The sequence below is a fragment of the Luteolibacter sp. Y139 genome (assembly GCF_038066715.1).
GTDB classification, from domain to species: domain Bacteria; phylum Verrucomicrobiota; class Verrucomicrobiia; order Verrucomicrobiales; family Akkermansiaceae; genus Haloferula; species Haloferula soli.
Genome location: NZ_JBBUKT010000006.1, coordinates 171,582 through 195,585, shown reverse-complemented (window position 1 = coordinate 195,585; position 24,004 = coordinate 171,582). Strand labels below are relative to the sequence as shown.

The following is a 24,004-nucleotide window of genomic DNA, read 5'->3' as shown; positions in this document are numbered from 1 at the left end:
CTGCCATCTACGATCCACTATCTACCATCTCCCGCATGCCCGTCTTCCTCTCCATCGACCTCGGGGCCGGCAGCGGCCGCGTCATCGCCGGCGTCTCCGACCTGAAAACCCTCCAACTCGAGGAAATCCACCGCTTTGACAATCCTGGCACCGACCTGCCCGGCGGCTCGTATTGGAACATCGTCGGTCTCTTCCGCGATATCGTCGAAGGCCTGCGTCGTGCCGTGGAAAAATACGGCAAGGACATCGTCGCCATCGGCATCGATACCTGGGGCTGTGACTTCGGTCTGTTAGACGGACACGGCCGCCTGCTCGGCATGCCGCACCAATACCGCGATGCCCGTCACGAAGGCATGCCAGCCGTGATGCACGCCAAGCTCAGCGAAGCCGAGATCTACTCGCTCACCGGCATCACCACGAATTTCTACAACTCCTCCCTGCACCTGCTGGCCGAGGAACAAGTCGCGTCCCCCGCCCTCGCAGCGGCGGACACCTTGCTCTTCATCCCCGACCTGCTCGCCTTCTGGCTATGCGGCGTGCAGGCAGTCGAGCGGACCATCGCCTCCACCTCGCAGCTTCTCGATGCCGGCACTGGTGATTGGGCCTGGGGCGTGATCGAGACGCTCGGGTTGCCGAGGCGCATCTTTGGGAAAATCGTCTCGCCTGGCACCGTCCTCGGCCCGATCCGCAAGGAGGTCGCCCGCCAGATCGGAATGGAAGGTATTCCCGTCGTCGCCAGCGCCTCGCACGATACCGCCTCGGCGGTGGCCGGCATCCCGATGGAAGGCGATGACGCCCTTTGGCTCTCGTCCGGCACATGGTCGATCATGGGCCTTGAGCGAAAGGATCCGATCCGCACCCCTCAGGCCTTTGCTGCGCGCTGCTGCAATGAACTCGGCGTGGAGAACTCCGTGCGCTTCCTCAAGAACATTGCCGGACTCTGGCTCATCCAGGAGTGCAAGCGCCAGTGGACACTGGATGGCGAAAGCATCTCCTACGGCGAAATGGCCAAGCTCGCCGAAGCCGCACCAGCCTTCACCGCCTTCATCGACCCGGATGACCCCGTCTTCGCCGCACCCGGTGAAATGCCAACGAAGATCCGCGCATGGTGTGAACGCACCGGCCAAGCCGTGCCAAAGGACAAAGGCACTATCCTCCGCGTCGCCTCCGAATCGCTGGCACTGAAGTATCGCGTCGTCTTCGAGAATTTTTGTGCTCTCGCCGACAAACGCTTTGAGCAGCTCCACGCCGGAGGTGGCGGCATTCAGAACGCGTTCCTCGCGCAAGCCACCGCCGATGCGCTCGGCATCGACGTCATCGCCGGCCCGATCGAGGCAACTTCATGCGGCAACATCGTCGTCCAGATGATCGCCACCGGCCACTTGCCCGACCTTGCCGCCGCCCGTCATTTGATTCGCGAGTCATTCGAGTTCCAAAATTATGCACCGAAAAATGGGGACGAATGGCAAGGCGCATACGAGCGATTCAAAGCGTTCATCGGACGCTGAGCGGATTGGCCCGCGATTTGCATCTTCCGCGCTCCAACTCCTCCCCACTCCGAACCCATGATCGACCCCGAACGCATTTTTGAAATGGATTTCCTTCGGGCCACCGAGGGAGCCGCCATCGTCGCCCACCGTTGGATGGGCCGTGGCGAGAAAGAAGCTGCCGATGCCGCCGCCTGCGATGCCATCCGTGGCATGTTCGACCTGATGGACATGCGCGGCGAAGTCGTCATCGGCGAGGGCATCAAGGACGAAGCGCCCGGCATCTTCAAAGGCGAGAAGGTCGGCACCTGGGCCGAAGGCTCGCCGCAATTCCACATCGCGCTCGATCCCGTCGACGGCACCACCAACGTCTCGAAGGGCATGGCCAACTCGGTGTCCTGCATCGCCGCCGCCATCCCGGTCGATGGCGAGGAGAGCGCGCTCGAAGACATCCCCGCCTTCTACCTCGAGAAGCTCTCCTATCCGGAGAAAGTCCGCCAGGCCTTCATCGCCGATCCCAAGCTTCCCATCAGCGTCGAAGCCCCAACTGAAGAGGTCATCAAGATCACCGCGAAGATCCTTGAGAAGGACATCCGCGACATCGTCGTGATGATCCTCGATCGTCCGCGCAACCAGCCTTACATCGACGCCGTGCGCCGCATGGGCGCCAAGCTGCGCATGATCTCCGACGGCGACATCGCCGCCGCGATCGCGCCCGCTTTGCCAGAGAGCAATGTCGATCTCTACATCGGCATCGGCGGCGCTCCGGAAGGCGTGCTTTCCGCCGCCGGCCTTCGCTGCCTCGGCGGCGGCCTGCAGGCCAAGATCTGGCCAAAGGACGGCCTCGAAAAGCGCGTCCTCATTGCCGAAGGCTTCGGTCACTTGCTGGACCGCGTCTATCTTTCCAAGGATCTTGCCAAAGGTGACCGCATCCTCTTCAGCGCCACCGGCATTTCCGATAGCCCGCTGCTCCGCGGCGTGGAAGTGAATGGCAATGTCGCCCGCACTCACTCCGTCCTGATGCGGGTGAAGAGCCGCACCGTCCGCTCGATCAAGGCCGCGCATGACCTCTCCAAGAAGACCTTCCGTCTTCGCTCGAAGAGCGCCGAGGTGCTGCTGCTAGACTAACGACCGCGACCTCTTCACGGCAAAATGTCCCCATAGATCCCCGGATCGCTTCCGGGGATCTCGATGGCCCCACAAGCCTTCTCATAGAACTCCCGCGGTCCCACCCCGCCGATGAAGGCATACGCGTAGCCAATATCACGCAGCCCCTCGAGCGCCTTGAAAAGCAGCGCCTTTCCGATCCCCGTGCCGCGGGCCGTTTCAGCCACGCCAGTCGGCCCGAAGAACCCACGCATCGTCGTGTCAAAGCAGGCGAAGCCAAGGATCGCCTTGTCCTTCGTCGCGATGAAGCACGCCACCGGCTGACGGCTCAGCGCCACCTCCACCTCGCTGACCCACTTCGCCGAGAAATGGGTGCGCGCGAACTCAGCCACCGTATGCTTCTCGAAAGCCCGCGCGCGCCGCAGCGTGATCCCCTGCCCGGCCACCGTCGCGTAGAGTTCCGCGCTTTCAGGCAGGTCGTAGAGGCGCACGAGCATGTCGATCATGCCGCTCTCCTACCCCATTCGGCCCCGTCGGCAAACGCAATTCCCCGGCACTTCCACATCGACATTGTTTGACGCATCCGCCTTGCTAGATGGAAGAAATGGCCTACCTGCGCTTCGAGAATGTGACCCGCCGCTACGGGACCTTCACTGCCATCAATGATGTCACCCTGGACATCGAAAAGGGCGAGACCTTCTCCCTGCTCGGACCCTCCGGCTGCGGGAAGACCACCTTGCTCCGGATGGCCGCCGGCTTCGACCAGCCCGACCTCGGCCGCGTCTATCTCGATGGCAAGGATATCACCCCGCTGCCACCCGACCAGCGACCGGTGAACACGGTCTTCCAGAGCTACGCGCTCTTCCCGCACTTGAGCGTCCGCGAGAACATCGCCTTCGGCCCCAGGATCGCCAAATGGACCCCAGCCGAAATCGCCAAGGGCGTCGACCAAATGCTCGAACTCGTCGACCTCAAGGCCCACGGCGACAAGAAGCCGTCCCAGCTTTCCGGCGGCATGAAGCAGCGCGTCGCCATCGCCCGCGCATTGGTCAATAAGCCCAAGGTCCTCCTCTTGGACGAACCGCTCGCCGCCCTCGATCTCAAGCTCCGCCAGCGCCTCATCGTCGAGCTCGATGCCATCCACGACGAAGTCGGCATCACCTTCATCTACGTCACCCACGACCAGGGCGAGGCGATGTCGATCTCCGACCGCATCGCCGTGATGAATAAAGGCATCATCGAGCAAGTTGGCCCGCCCGCAGAGATCTACGAAGCCCCCCGCACCTCCTTCGTCGCCGCCTTCATCGGCGACACGAATTTCCTCGATGGCAAAATCACCGAAGCCATCGACGCCCGCTTCTCTCGCTGCGAGGTGAAGAACTTTGGCAGCATCATCATCGACAATGACAAAGCGGTCAAAGTGGGCGACCGCGTCCACCTCTCCATCCGCCCGGAGAAGCTGATGGTTTCCCGGGACAAACCCGCCATCTCGCCGATGGACAACGCCGTCGAAGGCAAGGTCGAAGACGTCATCTACTACGGCTCCCACACCCGCTACTGGGTCCGCTGCGGCGAATGGCGCCTGTGTGCAGAAATGCAGCACCGCACCTTCCAGCTGGACGAATCCCCGCCCAAATGGGGCGACACCGTCTGGCTCCTGTGGGACGCGAATGACGGCTTCCTGCTAGAGCAATATCGTGAGGAAGACGAAGGCATGCTGACCCTTCCAGACGCCAGCTGATGAAAACGGACCGCAAACCCGAGCTTCTCTCAACTGCGCCCAGCTTCCTCTGGCTGGTGATGTTCGTGCTGGTCCCAGTGGCGATCATCTTCGCCATCGCCTTCCGGCCAGCGCTTGCAGCCGGTGGCATCGGTGAAGGCTGGAGTTTGGATGCCATTCGCGCACTTGCCGATCCAAGCTATCCCGCACTATTCGCCCGCACGATCTTCACGGCAGCCGCGACCACGGTGCTCTCCATCGCCATATCGTTGCCAGTCGCCTATTCAATGGCCCGCCTGACACCTGTCTGGCGCTCGCGAGTGTTGCTACTGGTCATCGTGCCGTTCTGGACGAATTTCGTGATCCGCGTCTTCGCCTGGCAGCAGATCCTCCATGCCCAAGGCTATGTCGCCGAGGCGATGCGCAGCATCGGGCTGCTAGGAGAAAACGAGCGTCTGTTAGGCAACCTCACCGCCGTCATCATCGTCAGCGTCTACACCTACCTGCCTTTCGCCATCCTGCCGCTCTTCGCCGCAGCCGAAAAATTCGACTTCGGCCTCCTCGATGCCGCGCGCGACCTCGGTGCTAAACCCCTGCGCGCCTTCTTCTCCGTCTTCATCCCCGGCATCCGCCAAGGCGCCATCACCGCCTTCCTCGTGGTCTTCATCCCCATGCTCGGCTCCTACGTCGTGCCAGACATGGTCGGCGGAACCACCACCCAGATGATCGGCAACAAGATCGCCCAGCGGAACTTCACCGACCGCAATCTTCCCGAAGCCGCTGCGCTCTCCGGCGCGCTCGCGCTCCTCGTGCTGGCTCCCATGTTCCTCAGGAGAAAGGAGAAGACCGCATGAAGCCAAGCCGCGTCCCTCTCATCGCCCTGATCCTGACGCTGGTCTTCTTCTACCTGCCGATCGGCTTCCTGGTGCTGAATTCCTTCAATGATTCACGCTATGCCTCGACGTGGAGCGGCTTCACCACGCGCTGGTATACGCGGCTTTTCGAGCGCACCGACATCCTCGCGGCGCTGGCCAATTCCGTGAAGGTTGCCACCGCCGCCAGCCTCGTCTCCATGGTGCTCGGCACCGCCGCCGCCTTCGCACTCCAGCGTTACAAGTCCCGCCTGCAGGACGCCCACAAGCTCCTCGTCGCCGTGCCGCTGGTGTTACCGGACATCCTCATGGGCATGAGCCTGCTGCTGCTCTTCATCTCCTTCGGGATGAAGCTCAGCCTGCTGACCATCTCGATCGCCCACATCACCTTCTGCCTGAGCTACGTCGCGCTCGTCGTGCAGGCCCGCTTGCAGGACTTCGATTTCAATGTGGTGGAAGCCGCCCGTGACCTCGGCGCCACGAAGACCCAGGCATTCATGAGAGTCACCCTGCCGCTGCTCGCCCCGGGCATCTTCGCCGGCGGCCTGCTTGCCTTCACGCTCTCGATCGACGACTACGTCATCACCTACTTCGTCAAAGGCCCCGGCTCGGATACCCTTCCGACGCTCGTCTATTCCATGATCAAGAAAAGCAAGGATCTCCCGGTGATCAATGCCCTGTCCTCGCTCATGCTCATCGTCACCTTCGCCGTGGTCGCCGTCTCACAGCGCCTCACGAGGCCGGCCGTGGCCGAGTCCAAGTGAGAATTTCCGCCCAGTTTCCGATTCCCCTTCCGCTCATTTCCCCTCTACCGTCTATCCACCATGAACCGCCGCCACTTCATCGCCGCCTCCGCGCTCGCCGCCGCGTCCATCCCCGCCTGCAAGCAGAAGGTCGGATCCACCGGAGCTTCGGGCGCCAAGAAGACGCTGACCGTGTTCACCTGGGCGGACTACCTCAGCGAGAAGGCCAAGCAGAGTTTCGAGCAGGCCCACAATTGCACCGTGGTCGTGGACACCTTCGATTCGAACGAAGCGATGCTCGCGAAGCTGGAATCCGGCGCGGTGGGTTACGACGTGCTCGTTCCCTCCTCCTACGCCGTTCAGGCGCTCAAGCGAAAGGGCATGGTCCAGCCGCTCGACCACGCGAAGATCCCGAATCTCAAGAACATGGACGCCGCCTACCTCGCCAAGGCGCTCGACCCGAAAATGGAATTCTCCGTGCCCTACATGATGGCACCCACCTGCCTCTGCTATCTCGCGTCAAAGGTGAGCAATCCCGTGAACTCGTGGGCCATGCTCGACCGCGCGGACCTGAAGGGCCGCATCACCATGCTCGATGACATGCGCGAGGTGCTCGGCGCCGCGCTGAAATTCCTCGGCCATCCCTTGAACTCCACCGATCCCACCCAGCTCGCCGCCGCGGGCGAAGTCGCGCGCCGCTGGAAGGACAACATCGCGAAGTTTGAGAACGAGCAGTACAAGACCGGCATCGCGTCCGGAGAATTCTTCCTCGTGCAAGGCTACGCCGGCGATCTCATCCAGGCCAAGGAGGAGAATGAAGACATGAAGATCTTCATCCCGAAGGAAGGCGCCGCCTTCTCCTGCGACGACCTCTGCATCCCGAAGGGCGCGAAGGAGGTCGATCTCGCCTACGCCTTCATCAATCACGTCACCGAGGCCAGCGTCGCCGCTGAAAATATGGAGTGGATCGGCTACCGCGCGCCAAACTCCGCTGCCTACGCCAGCCTGAGCGAGGATTTCCGCGGCAGCGAGGTGCTCTTCCCGCCGGAAGAGCTCTTCGCCAAGTGCGAGCCCATCGATGACCTCGGCGACAAGCTCCCGCTCTGGACCGCCGAGTGGGACAAGGTGAAGAAGCCCTGAAGCCGTGTAAGCCCGATCACCGGGCATCCGGCATCTGTTCAGGATCATATCCCCATCGCAACGATGGAGGATTGACGCGGCGTGCCGCCACGCATTCTTGCATCTTTCCGACATCATGACGGATGAACCGTCATATTCTGCGAGGAATCCCCACCTTGCAAAAGCCCCCTAACCCGGTTTCACTAATAAAAACCCACGGCGCGACCGTCCCTCGCGGCCCCCATGCCCCAAGCATGAACTCCCTGCCTGCCTTAGCCCTCCTCCTTGCCTGCGTCCTGCCCTCCACGGCCAGCGCAGGCCTGCTTGCCCACTGGAAACTCGACTCGTCTACCGCGGACGAAGTCGCCTCCTACCCGGCGACCTGGGAAGGCACCGCCGCCTATTCCAATACGGTGGCGTCCCCTCACAGCACCGCGGCGGCCACCCTCTCCAGCAGCTGGCTGAAAGCAGGCACCGGGATCAATTTCGACCGTGACCAGTCCTTCTCGGCCACCGCGTGGATCAAAGGCGGTGCGCAGGATAGCACCATCGTCGGCGACATGGTTGAGGACGAGCTGCACCGCGGCTGGGAAATGCATGTCGGTTCGTCCGCAAACGGCGCGAATTCCGACAGCGTGACGGTATGGCTGAGCAATGACTACCCGGCCATCGCCCTTCAGGTGAATGCCGCGCTCCCGGTGCTGGACCAGCAGTGGCATCACGTCGCCTTCACCTACGATGGATCCAGTACCGCGGCGGGCGTGAAGATCTATATCGATGGCGTGGCGGTGCCGGTCACCACGAGCCTCGATACGCTGGGCAGCAGCATCGCGAATGGCACCCAGGCAGAACTGAACATCGGCTCACGCAACAACGGAGCCGCCCACAATTTCACCGGCGATCTCGATGAGGTGGCGATCTTCGATCACGCCCTCACCGCCACCGAAATGACCGGCCTCTTCCAAGGCGGCGTGGAATCCATCACCTGGCCCGTGATCACCGCCACCACTCCGCAGGCCGGGCAGACCGTGGACACCCTCGTCTCCGCCGATGTGACCTTCTCCTTCCCCGTCAGCGGCGTCGGTGCCTCCGACCTGCTGATCAATGGAACTATCGCCAACGGCCTCCAAGTGATCGACTCGAAGCACTATCGCTTCGCCTTCCCCGCACCTTCCCAGGGACCGGTGAACTTCACCTGGGCAGCCGCTCACGGGATCACCGGGCTCAATGGAACCCCTGCCCAACCCGCCCCGTGGTCCGCGACCTTCAGCTCTCTCCTGCCCACACCCGAGGTCATCATTTCCGAATTCCTCACGAGGAATGCGGGCGGCCAGGAAGATGAGGATCACGATACCCCGGACTGGATCGAGCTCCTGAACCCCGGCACCGCTGCCGTGGATCTCGCCGGCTGGGCACTCACGGACGATCCCGCCCTGCCACGCCGTTGGGTCCTACCTTCCGTCATCCTCCAGCCCGGCCAGCGTCGCGTGATCTTCGCATCTGGAAAAGACCGGCGGAATCCAGCAGCGAACCTGCACACCGACTTCAAGCTCGGCGATGATGGCGGCTACCTCGCGCTCTCGAATCCCGCGGGAATCCTGGCGCATGTCTTCGATGGCTACCCGCCCCAGGAAGGCAATGTCTCCTTCGGTCTCAACGCGAGCAATAAGCCTTCCGATGGACGCGCCGGCTGGCGCTATTTCCTCCCCACGCCCGGCACGGCATCATCCACCATCTATTCCGCCGGCTCGATCGCTGGCATGTCCTGGACCCCGCAAATTCCCACCGTCGGCCAGCCCATCACGGTCACCGTACGGGTCACCCCGGACGTCGTAGTCTCCGGCACGCCCACGCTCAGCTACGTGGTCATGCACGGCAGCGTTCAAACGGTTCCCCTCTCTGACAACGGACTCAACGGCGACGTGACCGCCAATGACAGCACCTGGACCGCGGTCATCCCTGCCGGTGCCACCACCGGACAGATGGTCCGCTGGCGCGCCCTGCTCGTGAGCGCCGGCGGCGCCTCCCGCTGGCCGGTGAATACCAATGCCAACCAGCCCTTGCCGCTTTACGAGGGCACCGTGGTCGGCGGCGAACCGACCGGCCAGACCCTGCCGGTCTATCAGCTCTTCGTCCCGGACTACGTCTTTCCCACCACCACCACCCAGACCGGCATCGATTCCGATGGCGGCGCTCGCGGTGCCTTCTTCGGCGGCGGCAAGCTCTACGATAACGTCCTGATCCGCATCAAGGGCACCACCTCCCGCTATCTCTTCAAGCGCTCCCACCGCGTCGATTTCAACCCCGGCCGCGATTTCCAATGGTCGCCGGACTTGCCCGCGCAGCGTGAATTGAATCTCAACTCCGAGTACAACGACCCCAGCTACCTCCGCCAGTTCCACCAGCTCTGGATGCACCGCGACTCGGGAAATGCCGGCGCTCCCCACTTCCCGGTGCAGCTGCGCATGAATGGCGCCACCTGGCAGCTCGCCTTCCACACCTACTCTGCGGACAGCGAGCTGGTGGAGGAGCTCGGCCTCGATCCCCGCGGCGCCCTCTACAAGCAAGTCGGCACGCTCGACTCCGGTGCCGGTGCGGAGAAAAAGGCCCGCCGCTGGGAAAGCAACGCCGACTACACCGCCTTCAAGGCAGGCATCTCCTCCTCCGCGTCCCTCACGTCGCGGCTCCAATACATCCACGACAATACGAACCTCCCCGCCGTCATCAACTACCTCGCGGTGACCCGCATCGCCCAGGAAGCCGACGACGTCTGGGCAAACATGGTCCTCTACCGCGATAGCGATGGCACCCGCGAATGGCGGCCCATCCCCTTCGACCTCAATCTCTCCTTCGGCCAGCTCTTCTACGCGGGCGAGGCCCCCAACACGGTGGTGCAGGCCACCAATGACGCGAACAAGAGCCACCCGCTCTACGGCACTTCGCAGTGCCTGCCGAATACCGGCCTCACCACCAGCTGGAACCGCCTCTACGAAGCCGTCATCCGCAACGACAGCACCCGCAATATGCTGCTCCGCCGGATGCGGACCCTGATGGATCGCTACCTCGCTACCAGCGCGGCCAATTCATCGCTCGAAACGAGCTTCAATACCATGGGCGCCTTGATCGATCCCTACGCCACCGCAGATCGCGCGCAATGGGGTTGGCCGCCGAATAGCGGTGCCTACGGGCTCGGGCCGAACATCTCGCCATCCTCCGGTCTCGCGACGCTGAAGACTTCCTTCCTCGCCGCGCGCCGCACCCACCTCTACACCACCCACTCGATCAACAACGCCAGCAAGACCCTGGGCATCGGCAACAACAACAAGGCCGGCATTCCCGATTCCCAAGCCGCCGCGCCCACCGTCAATTTCGGCGTCATCGAGGCTCATTCGGCGAATGCCGACCAGGAATACATCCAGCTCGTGAATCCGAGCGCCGCCGTCGCCGTGGATATCAGCGATTGGACGCTCACCGGTGCCAGCGGCTCCTTCACGTTGAAAGGCGGCACTGTGATCTCGCCCGCCGGCTCGATCTACATCTCGCCGAATGTCCTCGCCTTCCGCTCCCGCACCGTTTCGCCGAAGGCAGGCGAGACCCGCTTCGTCGTCGGCCCCTACTCCGGACACCTCTCGCCCTATGGCGAGAAGCTCGTCTTGAAAAACGCCGCAGGCACCACCATCGCCCAGACCAATGTCGCCGCCGATCCCGCAGCCCCGCCGGTCGCGATCAAGGTCACCGAGATCCTTTCCAGCAGCGCCCACACCACCGGCACCATCAATGGCGACTGGTGGGAACTCACCAATACCGCCGCGACCCCGATCGACCTCTCCGGCTTCTCTTGGGACGATAACCATAACGTCTCCGCCCAAGCCGTCTTCCCGGCCTTCGTGCTCGCCGCCGGTGAAAGCATCGTGATCCTCGACGAGGACGATGAAGACGAGGCCGCCCTGTTCCGCGTCGCGTGGAATCTCCCCGCTTCGGTGCGCATCCTCACCCGCGAGGACTTCCATCTTCCGGATGGCTTTCAGGGCCTCGGCAATGGCGACTCCGTCATCGTCTACATCCCATCCGGCACCGAGACCGCGAGAGCCAATTACCTCGCCCACCAAGCTGGCAAGTCCCGCGCTTGGTTCCGGAATGGCGACGCCGTTCCCGGCGGTTACAGCCAGCTTGGGAAATACGGTGCCGTGCTCTCGTCGCCGAATCCCGGCGATCTCGGCTCTCCCGGCTTCGCCGCTGCCGATCCCGCCACGCTCACCGCGCCCTATGACATCTGGGCCGCTTCCCACGACCTCTGGTCCACCGAGGCGCTCGCCACCGCCGATCCCGATGGCGATGGCCGGAACAATCGCATCGAATATCTCTTCGGCGGTGACCCCCGCTTGCGCGATCTCGCTCCGGCCCAGACCATGACCCGCAGCGGCACCGAACTGCGCTGGACCTTCACCCGCCGCAATAACGACCCATCGCTCACCTTCGAGCTCCAGGGCTCTGCCAATCTGGTCACCTGGACTCCGGCCTCCCTCACCCTCGTCCAACAGGTCGCCCATCCCACCCTCGCGGATCACGTGCTGGTCACCTATCGCGTCACCCCCGGCACCGGCGCCATGTTTTACCGGGTGAAGTGCGACTGACCCGGTGTTAGGATTCCCAAAATGAAGCGCGTCTTCGACCACATCGACTTCACCATCGTCGGCCACCTCCAATCCATCCTGGAGTCCGAAGGCATCCGCACCGAGATCCGCAATGAAGGAGCCTCCCGCGCCGCCGGCGAGCTGCCGATTTCCGAGGTCTACCCCGAACTGTGGGTGCTGGACAATGCCGACGAAGCCCGCGCCAAAGCCATCATCCGCGACTACCGCCAGGCCGCCGCCGAAACGCCCGTCAGCCCCGATTGGACCTGCCCCGTCTGCAAGGAACACGTCGAAGGCGTCTTCTCCGAATGCTGGAACTGCGGCACCCCCGCCCCCACCCGCCCGGACCTCTGAACCGAGCCCCGATTCCGATATTCCGATAAGTCTAGGAAATCGGAATATCGGAATGGCCCGCCACCGTGAGCCGCAGCGAACTCCGCTAATCCGGAATGCATCTATAGCGGAATTAGCGGAGTTCATCTCCGCCCCTCCCGTAGCGGAAGCGCTGCGCGCTTCCGGCTGGTCGACGCCCGAAGACAAATCGCCGCCTGGATAGCCGGCACAGCCCGCACCACCAACCAAAGTGGTCCGCACTCTCCGAGTGCGGTCGAATCCATCCAGTGGCCCAAGGAAACCTCGCGCCTCCCCGTCTCCGCGGCCTGTCCACCGTAGCCTTAGCGAAGGTGGGTTCGTTCCCCACCAGTCCGGCCTCAACCAGTCCGAACTCCACCAGTCCGAACTCTTCCACTGATCACTGATCACCGATCACTCGGCACTTCTTCTCACCCCCACAACCTAAACCCACCCAAAACCATCAACCCCACCAGCAAAACAGCCGTCACCCACCAGTACCAAGCAATCCCCACCTTCCGGTGCGCCCGGTGCCCGAACTCCCGGGCCACGAAATCATCATAGTCAAAATCCTCCCCCGGCAAATCCAGCCCATCGTAACCCGGATCCTGCTCCCAACTCTTCTTCCCCCGGGCACGAGCCCGATCCCGCACCCGCCCCTTCTCCGCCGCCGCCTTCGGCAACCGCTTCTTGCTCTTCCTGAGCTGCACCTCCCGCCTCCCCGTCGCCGGCGGCTGGCAATACGGACACCCCCGCGACCCAACGCGGACCTCCCGGTCACAACCCGGGCAAAGGTAGGTGTCTGGCTTTTCCTCCATCGGATCGGTGGAACCTAGCGCAAGTCCGGCGGATTGGGGAGGAAGATTTGAGGGCTTTTCTGACGGACTTTACACGCAAGTTCCAGTTGGCCGGGCCGATCTTACGCCGGGCACTACGATGCTCATGGTAAATAGCCAAGCTGCTTCATCAAATCGACAATGTGCCGAGCTTTCACGGCATTCGCCTCCTTCTGCGCGCCCCTGCCGTCCACTTGATAAGTGGAGGTCCAAACCGGTTCAAATCCCTCCACCTCCACAAGGTGCTCGACCGCGGCAACTGTCTCGCCGCTGGTCCGGGTAGCACAAAAAATCACGTCCACGTTCCATTTTTTGAGCAATTCAATCAGACGCTCCTTTAATCCGGTGCAAGGGTCGCCCTTGGAGTCGACCCCTATGATCAAATCCTCGATTTTACAAACCCATACAATATCCCCCGACGGAAGCGGGCCATCGGACGAAGGAAAAAGCTGAATGAAATTCGGGAAAGTCTTTTTTATTATCTCGACCACCGTCTTGAGCGTTTCGGTCTTCCCTCTTCCTGCTTTGTTCCAAACCGCCAAAACTGCTTTGCGCTGCGCCATATATTCTGACTCCTTCCTAACAGGGAGCCCTTTCTCTCACAAGCTCTAAGCATTGCTCGTTACGGCAGGCACATATCAGCGACCTCTGCCGAAAAGCTGGTCGCAACGAAATCTCAAGGCACGGCAGCCCATTCATGATCTTCCTCGTCTCCAAGCTCACTGCGTTGGCGAAGAGGAAGAGTTCCGCGAATAATTTGTGTCGCCTGTTGTTTCGGTCGCTCCGAGGTTGGCGTCGCTGCCGATGTCGGTGGCCACTTCCTAACGCTCGATCACCCGACAAGTCGGACTTGCGGTAACGATGCAGTCGTAGGTTTCGGAGAGTGCTGGACGATGCGCTCGCTGTAAAAACCGAAAGCATATCGTGCACTCCCTTGCGGACGATCTGATCTGGCTGAGCGCAATCACGGTCACTTAGAAAAGCATCCGGAAGAAACCGGCGCTATTGTCCAAGCGACGACTCGACATAGTCCCGAGTCTCATCGTCCTCAAACCAAACGTAAACACCTCGAATCGGGCGTGTCAGAAGAATCCGATAAGCTTGAGCGACTGCCTCAAGTAGATTGATGTGATGAGGTCCACCGGGTTCCTTCTCGTTCATCGCAGCAGTCCTCAGTGACCGGATGCCGGTTTCATGGACATGTTGAGGATTCGCGCGCCAAGCCCCATCCTTGTTCACCAGGTCGGAGAACCACAATATTCCTACGTAGTCCCAGTCAAATCCTCGCACTGCGTAAGGACACCCGACTTCGCAAAGGGGATCGGCGTGCATTCGGGAACCCTCTGCTCCCTGAATATAAGCGGTGTAGTCGGAGCCGTTATTTGGAACAAAATTCCAAATCCGACTCCATGTCGCCGCCGTTCCATTTTCAGTGTAAGGGATCGAGAAGTCTTTGAGAGAAGGCGGAAGGTCATGAGGCACATTCGCCTCGGCCGTCGTCCACGGGCGCGAGAATGAAGCAAGAAGGCGACTCGAATATCCGGCTTCGACTTTCTCGCGAAGCGCACTTTCAAGCGCCTTCGGATTGTCGAAAATCTGGAAATCCATCGGCCCCGCTCCTTGCTTCACTTTTGGCGGCTTGGTCACATAAGGAACCGCGTCTTCAGCCACCTTTGACTGGTATTGTGGAAACTCGATAATATTCCCGATTGATACCGGCTTCGGCTTGTTCCACGCCGAGGCAAGCACTTGGCAGTTACCCAGAGGCGCTCCTCCAAGAACAGCTTCGACCCAATCCACATACTCTTTGGATCCAGCGCAGCGGAACTGGCTACCAGCGAGACTCACAGTTGCATAGTCCGCCTTCAATTCCTTGGCCCACGCTTTTAGATCATCTGTTGTCGTATTCTCTCGAGTCCGAAATCCCTGACGACTGTCCAAAAGGAAAATGGAAACCTGCGAAACCCTCATGATGTGAAAGGCCTGCGGTCCCAGTCCGGTCACGAATCCGAATTGCCCTCTTCCCTCGGGATGTTCGGGATTGATCAATGCGTGGGCCTCATCGACGACAGAAACGAGATACTCACCATCCCGAGTTCCATTCAAAAAGGGAACCCCCATGGCGCGGAGCGTCTTCAGATTCTGCCGCCAACTCTCACCGTCTTTGAACAGATCGGGATCGCGATGCTTTTGCCGTAACTGCCCTAACTTGTGGGTCGTTATTGGAGTATAGGACGTTGCCTTCTTAACCACGCCAGATCCCGCGATTTCACGTGAGGCCATGTTAAACAGGTAGCTCCAATTGCTGTTTTGGCTTGCTGACGTGCTGGTGAAGACAATCGGTCCTTCCGGAAGCTCCGGATCGGTCGCCAAAGCCGCCCAGATCTTGGCAGCAACTACTGACTTTCCAGAACCCGGTGGTCCCTCAATTACGATCACCTTCTTGTTCCGTGTGGCACCCACCCCATAAAGCGAGGCATTGACCTGCGCGCGACAAAGAGCAAACGCCCTCCTCTGGTTGTCCAATAGCTCGAATGGACTAGAACGAGGATCGAGGATCTGATCTCCAATCTGCCGAATGAATCCCCGGTCTTGCTTGTAGTATCCTGTCTCGAAAGCCTTGGCGAACCCGAGGTGCGGACCACGGATTACATTGGAAACGAACGCCGGAAATGGCTCGGCCAAATCCTCCTCCGACAAGGTGAAGCAGGGAAACTGTTCGGTAAGGATTTCGTTCGGCGGCAGCCGATAGGCGTGAGTAATCGTATCTTTGGTAAAAAGCACGCAACCTTCAACGGATGCCTCGAAGTCGTGAACCGCCGAGTGGAAACGCCGGCAATACTCTGTGTATCCGCGAACCTGATCCGATGGGTGGAGCGTTGGTTGCCCGAAATGCTGTACCAACCCTTCGATTTCTCCGGGCGAATCGGTGCTGGTCTGCCAATGCTTTAGCTCAATGATGACAGCCCCCGGTTGGCCGTCCTTCTGACCCAGCAGTACCACGTCGCACCAGGAAGACGCAGCAGGCAACTGATACTCCAGAGAGAGAGCTCCGGTACCATTGATATACAAATGAAGTGGCGCGAAGCCCGGAGATGCAAACGCCTTAGCCAAGCGCGGCAGTGACTGCTTCCAAGCATCCGCTTCTTCATCTCCAAAGCGCCCGGTTACCGACTGCAACTCCGTTACAAGAGAGGGAAGATCACTCGAAACACGCTGGAGAAACTCTTGGACTTCGATGATCATGCTTGAATCGCTTTGAAAGCAACTACCTCACTAGTTTGTTGTTCCGGAGATTGGCACGCACTCAAAGCCAATATCGACATCGTGGTGTTTGATAGAGCTGGGAAATTGTGGAGGGAAGGCATCTAGCAGGTAGTCAGGGCCGAGATTAGGGCATCCTGCAAAGCCACAGGAAGGACAAAGACTGGCCCCCCACCCAGAGCCAACGACAAGAGCGTCGTTGCTCCTTAAAAGCCGTGGATTTCGACAATTGGAACGCCTTGCCCGGGACCGCCTGAAACAACGGTTTTCCCGGCTCAACTTCTTGCCGGGATCCCGGTGATTCATCTAGGGTCTGCGGTAGATCCCATCCCGCCATGAAGCGTCTTTTGACCGGTGCCTGTCTTCTTGCCCTGTGGCCGCTGGGGCTTGCGAGTGCCTTTGCGGAGGGCGAGGCCGGGGAGAAGCCGCCGTTTTCCTGCACGATCACGAGCGCCCAGACCAGGATCACGGAGGGACAGGAGCCCAAGATCAACGTCGCCATCCGCAATGACAGCGGAAAGGAGGCCGTGCTGGTCGGGAGCCTCGACGGGTGTGCTCGCGGCGGCGGCCGGTTTCCCCGATGTGGCTTTGAGGTCCTCGACACGGCGGGCAAGCCGGTGCAGTTGCAAGCGCTGGGACGCTGCGGGAATCAGAACTCGCTGAGGATTGAGGATTTTGCGACGGTGGCCGCGGGGGCGGATTTCAACCCGTTCGGCAAGGGATTCTTCGGCTCGGCCGATCCGATCCGCATGTCCTTCCTTCCGCCGGGGACCTACCGGGTTCACTTCACCTACCAGACCTCCGCCGGCAGCATCGTGGACTACATGGGCGACGACCGGGCAGGAGGAGAAGCGAAGGCCGACCCCAAGCTCAAGGAGCTTCACAAGACGGTCCCGGTGGTGGACCTGAAGAGCAACGACCTGACCTTCACCATCGTCCCGAGAAAGGCGAGCCCAGCCCCGGCGAAAGCCAAGGACGCGGCTAAGCCCGCGAGCCGCTGATCGATTCTCCCGTAGCGGGACGGCTGCGCCGTTCCGGCGGGGTGCGGGCCGAATGAAGGTAAAGGAGTGGTGCGCAGCTGCGTGGCGTCACCCAGCCGGAAGGACGCAGTCCTCCCGCTACCAAAACCAAGGAAGACCTTGTCCTCCGTAGCCTTGGCGGAGGAAGAATGTGAATTCCGCTTTTCCGCTTTCCTATACATCCCGGAAAGGAGGAATCCTCGCAGGCCTTGGCGAAGGGAGCGGCGGGATCCGAACTCCAATAATTCCAGTATAGATGTATTCTGGAATAGTAGAGTGCCCACGGGCTCTGGAACGCCTGTTTCCAGAGCCGGCAGCAGCGGCTTCCGGCCGTTGGATTCCGGAGGTACCGCGAGAGTAGACGGCCACCTGGACCATTCGACCGGCCTGGAGACCGGCGCTCCCAGAATGCCCCCGAAGCGCGCTCTCCGGGACGATAACCGCCTGCTTACTTCTGCGGCGCCAGACCTCCCGGCGGCTTGCCCATGGGTGGGAGCTGGAGGGTGGTCTTCTTGTATTCGGCTTCGACGCGTTGGCGGAAGGCGGGGTCGGTGAAGGTGGCGAGCTGCTTCTTCCGCTGCTCTTCATCCGGCATGGTGCGGAGCAGCGTGGCGACGGCGAAGGCCATTTCGGGAAGCTTGGCTTCCTGCGTGGAGGCCCAGTTGGCAAAGCCGGAGGCGTCCGCTTGCGACCAGGTCCGGGCGAGATTGATCAGGGCGCCCTTGCGGCCGCCTCCTTCAGGAAGCGAAGTGACCCACATGCCGGCCTCGGAGGGAGCCTTCTGGGACCAACGTTGGACAACCTGAACGACGGTGCGGTCGCGCTGCGGGCCTTCCGGGACTTCCTCGGTGGCGAGGGCGGCGGCGCGGGTGGGATCGGTGGCGGCGATGACCGAAATCACGCGGCCGACGGCATCCTCACGCTCGCCCTCGTCCAAGTTGCGGGCCCACTCGAGCGCGGTCTCCGGATTTTCATCGGCCAAGCGCATGGCGAAATGAGCCACCAGCTTCCGGGACTCCTCGCTGCCCGGAGTGAGGGCGGCAAAGGCCTTTTCCGCGAGCTCGCGATCGGTATCGATGGCGTCCCACGCGACGGCGGCGAGGGCTTTCTCGCGATCGGCGGGATCGGTGATCTTCGCGGCCGCCTCGAAATCCTCGCGGAGCTTGGTCTTGGCCTCGGCCTCGCGCTCGGCGCGGGTGCCGCCGTGGCGCTCGGTCTTGGTCGACTTGCCGGGGGTACCGGGGCTTTCCTTGTCCGGGGACGTGGACGAAGCGGTGGACTCGCTTTTCTTTTCACAGGCGGAAAAGAGCAGCAGCGAGGACAAGACAGCGGCGGGAAATTGGATCGAGCGGGTCACGGGGTAACGGAAACGTGGCTGAAGGTCGCGGTGTTTTCAACCTCAGCGCTACTGCCCGTGACCGCCAGCCCAAAATAGCAGGTCGGCGGCAGTGCCGCGGTCAGGCTGCCGACGGTGGCCCACGCCACGCCATCGGGGCTCTTCGAGGCGGTGATGGTATTTCCCGTGCGGGTGAGGCGCAGCCAGGCATCCGGCACGGCACCGGTGCCGCTGGTGGAGGTGGAAGTATTGCCATTCAGGCCCGTGCGGCGGATCCAGCGGTAGCCGCTTCCGCCGGTCATGCCGATGAAGACGTGGCGAGAATTCGTGGCCAGCGTGTCCCGGATCATGATGCCCGCGAGTGCGCCCGGGCTGGCACTCTCGAGCGAGTCCAGCCGGGCGATGATGGTGCCATCGCTGTCCAAGGTCTGCCAAACGAAGTGCAGGCCGTCATTCCGCCCCGCCAGCGAACCTTGGCCGGTGAGGATGAGGTTATCCCCGAGCGCCACGCTACTCCCGGCCGGACCGCTACCGATGGTGGACTCTTCCCACGGCAGGGGCAGCGCCGACGCGATCTCGATGACCAGCGTGGCCTCGGCGAAAAGGCCCGCGGGATCGGTGGCGCGGACCCTGAAGGTGTTCGTCCCCGAACTGCCGGCGGGCGGGGTTCCGGAAAGCGTGCCCTCCGGCGCGACCGAGAGCCAAGGAGGGCCGTCGACGAGCGAGTAAGCCGGTGCTTCCCCTGCATCGGGATCCACGGCGATGCCAGCGATGGTGGCGCCGGTGTAGGCCACTTCCTCGGTCCCGACGGCGGCCACGATGGGATCGATGGTGAAGACCGGGGCGTCATTGACGTTTTCCACGGTGATTGAAGCAGTGGCCTGGGCAAACGCGCCGGCACCATCCGTCACCTGGACCACGAAGTCATGATCGCCCACGTCGGCATTCGAGGGCGTGCCGCCGAGGCTGCCATCGGTGCCGATGATGAGCCACCCTGGTCCCGAGACTTTCGAAAAGACCAGCGAATCACCTGCATCCGGATCGGCGGCGAAAGCGGCGAGGCTGGCGGTGTAGGCGGCATCCTGGGTCGCGGACGGGACGACAGGCGTGGAGATTACCGGAGAATCATTCGTGTTCACTACGAACACCATCACCGTGGCTTCGGCAGAGGCTTGGGCGAGATCCGTCACACGGACGACGAAGGAATGCTCGCCGGTATCCTCATTCGATGGCGTTCCGGAGAGCGAGCCATCGGGCGCGACGGTGAGCCAGCCGGGGCCGGAGACTTTTTCGAAGACGAGGGAATCACCGGCATCGGGATCGCCCGCGAATGAAGCCACCGTGGCGAGGTAGGGCTGGTCCTCGGTCGCTGCATCGAGGGTCAGCGGCAGGGCGACAAATGAGGGCGCGTCATTGGTATTGGCGACGGAAATCGTCAGCGTCGCCTGATCGGAGAAGTTCTCGGGATCGGCCACTTGGACGACGAACTCATTCGGCCCGACATCGTCATTTTCCGGAGTGCCGCTAAGCGAGCCATCCGGAGCGACGATCAGCCACTCGGGGCCGCCGATTTTCGTGAAGGTGATCACATCACCTGCATCGGGATCAGAGGCTGTTAGATGGTCGGAGAAAGATGCATCCTCAGTGGCGGCCAGCGCGATCGGGTCCGCGACAAAGGCTGGCGGCTGGTTATTGCTGATGACCGTGATCTCGACTGCGATGGAGCCGGCCTTGAGCGGATAGATGCCGCCGATACCGCGGTCTTGGGCGGATACCGTGATGGCTTTCACGCCCGGAGAATTCAACGCCGCGGGATTCGCCACGGTGAGCACGCCGGTGTTCACGTCGATGGCGAACGCACCCGGCACGGCACTGGCGGTGATCGCGTGAAGCGGCGAGTCCCCTTCCGGATCGGTGGCCGCGAGGGTGCCGATCACCGTGCCCGCAGGAGCGCCTTCCATGACGCTGAACGAAGCGGCGCCATTTCCGAACACGGGTGCCTCATTGAGATCATACGGCTCCAGCGCCCAGGCGGGAATGACCGTGACGGAAGGAATGCCCGGCCCGGTCCATCCCACCTGCAGGTGGTCGGCACCGGTGTTCTCCTTGTGAAGCACTTCGATGTAGTAGGCCTCGCCCTCGACGAGCTGGACCGGCGCTGACTTCTGCGAGGCGAACTTGGTCCACTCGTCCTCGGCGGTGTAGCCGGTGACTGACGCGATCTGCACCGCGCCGGCCGCCTGCGGCCCGCTTCCTAACAAAAGCCGCGAGTCCTCGTCCGACGACAGATAGAAGGTGTAGCTCCCGCTCGCCGGTGGAATGACCAGCGCCCGGATCCGCGAGCCGTAGCTGTCGCCGATGTTCGCATCACTCTCGAAGCCGGACAAGTAGCGGATCGACGAAGGCCGGTACGGGTATCTGAGGTTCGACGTGAGATAGGTGACGCTGCTTCCGACGATGCCGGTCCACACCTGTTGGAAAAGGTTGGTCACGGCAAACTCACCCGGCTGGAGCACCGCGACAATGATCGTGCCGGTGCCGGACAGCGGCGGACTTGCATTGTCACTGGCGCTCACCGTGAGCACGTGCATCGATTGCACTCCCGGATCTAACAAATTCGCCGCGGCGACCCGCAGCACGCCGGTGACCGGATCGATGGCGAAGATGCCGGCTTCATTTCCATCGACGATGGCAAAGTCGCCGTGGCTGTCACCGGCATTCACATCGTTCACGGTGGCCGTGCCGACTTCTTGTCCGGCGAAGGCATCGTCGTGAACCGGGAACGAAACCGTGGGAATCACCGGCGCGTAATTCTGCTCATAAGGGGCCACAAAGAGGCCGCGGAGAAGCTGCTTCGGCATGCCCGGACCCGACCACGCGACCGAGACGTGATCGTCACCCGAGGAGTCCTTGTGGCGGGCCTCGATGTAGTAGGCCTGACCGGCCACCAGGGTGACGGGAGACGACATCTGGCTGCCACCGTCGAGCCATTCGTAGGGGTCGGTCGACTCGGAGACGGAGGCGATGGCCGTGGCGTTCGAGGGACTCGTTGTAGTGCTGAGCCGGAGCTGGGCCGACTCATCGGCAGCGATCCAGAAGCGGTAGCTGCCGGTCACCGGCGGGATCACGTAACCGCGCAGCGTGCTGCCGAAGCTATCGCCATGGCCATGCCCGTCGAAGTCTTCCACCAGCTCCTGGCTGTCGGGCTGATTCGGAAATCTCGAATTCGTGGTGAGATTGCTGACGGCGCTGCCGCCGATGCCCTCGAAATAAGTGCGCATCACCGCTCCCGGCTGATAGCCGCCGGCAATATTGAGCACCGTCACATTGACAGTGGTAGTGGCGACAAGCGGAGGCGTTCCTTGGTCGGTCACCCGCACTACCAGTGGCACGGTGATGTCCGAACTAACGTCAATGTTTCCGGTGACGCGGAGTTCGCCCGTTCCCGCATCGATTTCAAACCAGCCGTCGCCATTGCCTCCGACGATGCTGAAGACGGGAAACTGGAAGTGATCGGGATCGTCCGCCGCCACCGTGAAGAGTTTGGTGCCCGGGCGGGTGTGCTCCAGCATCGTCACTGAGGCGTCGCTCATGACGGAGAGTTCATTCACGTCGGCCACCGTCACCACCACCCGGATCGTCTCGGTGAGCGCCGCATTGAGCGTGTCGGTGGCGGTGACGAAGAGTTCGAGCGTCGCGGGATCATCCCAGCGGGTGGAAAGCGTCTCGAAATCCAGGACCGACGTGACGACAAGTTCGGCGGTCAGCGGATTGATCGAGAACAGCCCGCTCCCATCGCCGCCGGAAATGCTCCACAGCAGTGGTGAAAGTCCGTGATCCTCACGCGCGGGCACGGTCCCCACGAAGGTGCCAGCCGGGCTGTTTTCCACGATGGTGAAACGCTCCGGCTTCACCCCACCGGCCACGCTGCCGCTGATGAGATAGGTGCCGAGCGATCCATAGTCCGAGTAGCCGTCCACCTCGGGGTCCCCGCGACCGGTGCCGCGGATCCTCAGGAGGTATTCCCCCGCGTCGAGGGTGTCGGAGATCGATGCTGTGATGGACAGATCCGGATTCGAAGTAGCTACGACGGTCCCCGTACTAGCTTCCACGAGCTCGGCGAGGATGTCGAGGTTGGGACTGGCGGCAGCCGGACCAAGGGTGAGCGAAACCGCGCCACCCGTCGTCGTGAAGCGAAAGGCGTCCACGTCGCCGGTCCTCTCGATGATGCCTTCGCCCGAGACGCTGTCGTTCGCCGCGATCTCCAGATAGCGGGCGGTGACGAGCGTGTCTCCGGTGTCGTCCTCGCGGTAGTCCACATCGTTGTTGGACACGATGATCGCCAGGTCATCCTCGGTGTTGTTGGCGCTGGTGTATTCGCCCTTCGACCATTGGGTGAGATTTTCGTAGTAGCCCACCCCCATGATCGGAGCCCAGCCGGTGACACCATTGCCGTGGCCGGCATAGTATCCCTCGCTGGGCGAGATCCTGCCGTCATGGCTGAGATTCAGCGTGTGCCCGACTTCATGCGAGATCACCTCCGCCGAGGTCTTGCCAGTGCTGTAAAAGGCCCAGCACACGGTGTCACCCGGCCAATTGTAGGAGCCGACATAGGCCACCCCGCCGGCAGTGGGCGCCGCCGTGGTGGTCGGCGAGACCACCACATGCTGGCGGTTGCCCTCGTCAGCCGAGTCGAAGACTGCGCGATCGGTCGTGATGTTCAGGTTGAAGCCCTGGTAGTCCTCCACCACCCGCTTCCAGACTTCGAAGATCTGGTTGTTGTTCACCAGCGGTGGTGCCGCATCGAAATCCCCCCAACCGGGAAAAGGACCCTTCTCCCCATCGAAGTCGAGATAGATGACGCCGGTCGCGCCAGGCAAGCTCTGCAGCGGAATGATCGTCTGGTAGGATGGGATGGGAATGTTTGTCGGGTGAGCCTGCGGAGCCTCCTCGACTTCGCCAACCGGAGCCACCGCGTAGTTCACGCAGAGGATGCGATCCTCGTGGGTCTCCACCAGCAGCGGCGCTCTGCCCACACCCGAAGGCTCGACTTTCCAACCCCACGGAGAGCCTTCAAAGAGGATGTGTCCGACAAGTTCACCAGCCACGCCCTCGAAGTCGGCGTGTTGGAAGAAGTAACGACCCGCTTGAGGTGCAGTGATGACCCCTTCGACGAGCGAGACGTTCCCACCGACATCCCGCCGGACCTGTGAGACATCCCCTATCGCCTCACGGCCGTCCGGCAGTTCCAGATGGAATCGCTTCCCATCGACAGCCCGGGTGAGAACGTCGGACGAAAGCTTGGCCGACCGCGCTTCCCGCTTCTCCGGGAGAGGCCGGTCTGCAGCCTTCGTCGATGGACTTGGCAGTTGTCCGGTATCGGGCGATTGCACCACCATGGCCGCCTCTGGAGCGCGTGGCCCTTCCGGCGGGCGATGACTCCACCATAGGGAAATCGCCAGCAGTGAGAGTAACAAGGAGGCCGCCAGGGAGGGGCTGCGCATTTCGGGTGAGGG

At 62.1% G+C, this 24,004-nt stretch carries 14 protein-coding genes; 9 read left to right on the top strand and 5 right to left on the bottom strand.

Annotation, left to right across the window (positions count from 1 at the left end; translation table 11 throughout):
* Positions 1-35 precede the first annotated feature (35 nt).
* Both WKV53_RS16325 and glpX read left to right on the top strand, forming a co-directional pair.
* The gene (locus WKV53_RS16325) at positions 36-1,508 is read left to right on the top strand and encodes a rhamnulokinase (protein WP_341405843.1); all 1,473 of its coding nucleotides are present in this window, start codon (positions 36-38) and stop codon (positions 1,506-1,508) included.
* Positions 1,509-1,565: 57 nt separating this feature from the next.
* A complete protein-coding gene (gene glpX, locus WKV53_RS16320; protein WP_341405842.1) occupies positions 1,566-2,615 on the top strand; it encodes a class II fructose-bisphosphatase in 1,050 nt (349 codons plus the stop codon).
* Between the two features lie 14 nt (positions 2,616-2,629).
* Here the strand turns inward: glpX and WKV53_RS16315 are convergent, their stop codons facing one another.
* Positions 2,630-3,100 carry a GNAT family N-acetyltransferase gene (locus tag WKV53_RS16315; RefSeq protein ID WP_341405841.1) on the bottom strand — a complete coding sequence of 157 codons (471 nt, stop codon included), beginning with the start codon at positions 3,098-3,100 and terminating at the stop codon, positions 2,630-2,632.
* Between the two features lie 98 nt (positions 3,101-3,198).
* Here WKV53_RS16315 and WKV53_RS16310 point away from each other — a divergent pair, with 98 nt between their 5' ends.
* The 6 genes from WKV53_RS16310 (at position 3,199) to WKV53_RS16285 (ending at position 12,036) form a co-directional block, all read left to right on the top strand.
* A complete protein-coding gene (locus tag WKV53_RS16310; RefSeq protein WP_341405840.1) occupies positions 3,199-4,335 on the top strand; it encodes an ABC transporter ATP-binding protein in 1,137 nt (378 codons plus the stop codon).
* Positions 4,335-5,168 (top strand): ABC transporter permease, encoded by an 834-nt coding sequence (locus tag WKV53_RS16305; RefSeq protein WP_341405839.1) that lies wholly within the window; start codon positions 4,335-4,337, stop codon positions 5,166-5,168. The genes WKV53_RS16310 and WKV53_RS16305 overlap by 1 nt, the downstream gene beginning before the upstream one ends.
* Positions 5,165-5,950 (top strand): ABC transporter permease, encoded by a 786-nt coding sequence (locus WKV53_RS16300; protein ID WP_341405838.1) that lies wholly within the window; start codon positions 5,165-5,167, stop codon positions 5,948-5,950. The genes WKV53_RS16305 and WKV53_RS16300 overlap by 4 nt, the downstream gene beginning before the upstream one ends.
* Before the next feature lie 60 nt (positions 5,951-6,010).
* Positions 6,011-7,069, top strand: a complete 1,059-nt coding sequence (locus WKV53_RS16295; RefSeq protein ID WP_341405837.1) for an ABC transporter substrate-binding protein — start codon at positions 6,011-6,013, stop codon at positions 7,067-7,069.
* 233 nt (positions 7,070-7,302) lie between these two features.
* Positions 7,303-11,682, top strand: a complete 4,380-nt coding sequence (locus tag WKV53_RS16290; protein WP_341405836.1) for a lamin tail domain-containing protein — start codon at positions 7,303-7,305, stop codon at positions 11,680-11,682.
* A 21-nt stretch (positions 11,683-11,703) separates the two neighbouring features.
* Entirely contained in the window at positions 11,704-12,036 is a 333-nt protein-coding gene (locus WKV53_RS16285) for a putative signal transducing protein (RefSeq protein WP_341405835.1), read from the top strand.
* Between the two features lie 937 nt (positions 12,037-12,973).
* On the opposite strand, the gene WKV53_RS16280 is transcribed toward WKV53_RS16285, so the two are convergent.
* Together WKV53_RS16280 and WKV53_RS16275 are read right to left on the bottom strand one after the other, a co-directional pair.
* Positions 12,974-13,432, bottom strand: a complete 459-nt coding sequence (locus tag WKV53_RS16280; protein WP_341405834.1) for a hypothetical protein — start codon at positions 13,430-13,432, stop codon at positions 12,974-12,976.
* Positions 13,433-13,871: 439 nt separating this feature from the next.
* Positions 13,872-16,115, bottom strand: coding sequence for a DNA/RNA helicase domain-containing protein (locus tag WKV53_RS16275; RefSeq protein ID WP_341405833.1), 2,244 nt, complete (start codon positions 16,113-16,115; stop codon positions 13,872-13,874).
* 353 nt (positions 16,116-16,468) lie between these two features.
* Between WKV53_RS16275 and WKV53_RS16270 the strand changes: the two genes are divergently transcribed.
* Positions 16,469-17,134 carry a hypothetical protein gene (locus WKV53_RS16270; RefSeq protein WP_341405832.1) on the top strand — a complete coding sequence of 222 codons (666 nt, stop codon included), beginning with the start codon at positions 16,469-16,471 and terminating at the stop codon, positions 17,132-17,134.
* 466 nt (positions 17,135-17,600) lie between these two features.
* On the opposite strand, the gene WKV53_RS16265 is transcribed toward WKV53_RS16270, so the two are convergent.
* Entirely contained in the window at positions 17,601-18,509 is a 909-nt protein-coding gene (locus WKV53_RS16265; protein WP_341405831.1) for a hypothetical protein, read from the bottom strand.
* Positions 18,506-23,992, bottom strand: coding sequence for a cadherin domain-containing protein (locus tag WKV53_RS16260; protein ID WP_341405830.1), 5,487 nt, complete (start codon positions 23,990-23,992; stop codon positions 18,506-18,508). Before WKV53_RS16260 ends, WKV53_RS16265 begins: the two co-directional genes overlap by 4 nt.
* Positions 23,993-24,004: the final 12 nt, after the last annotated feature.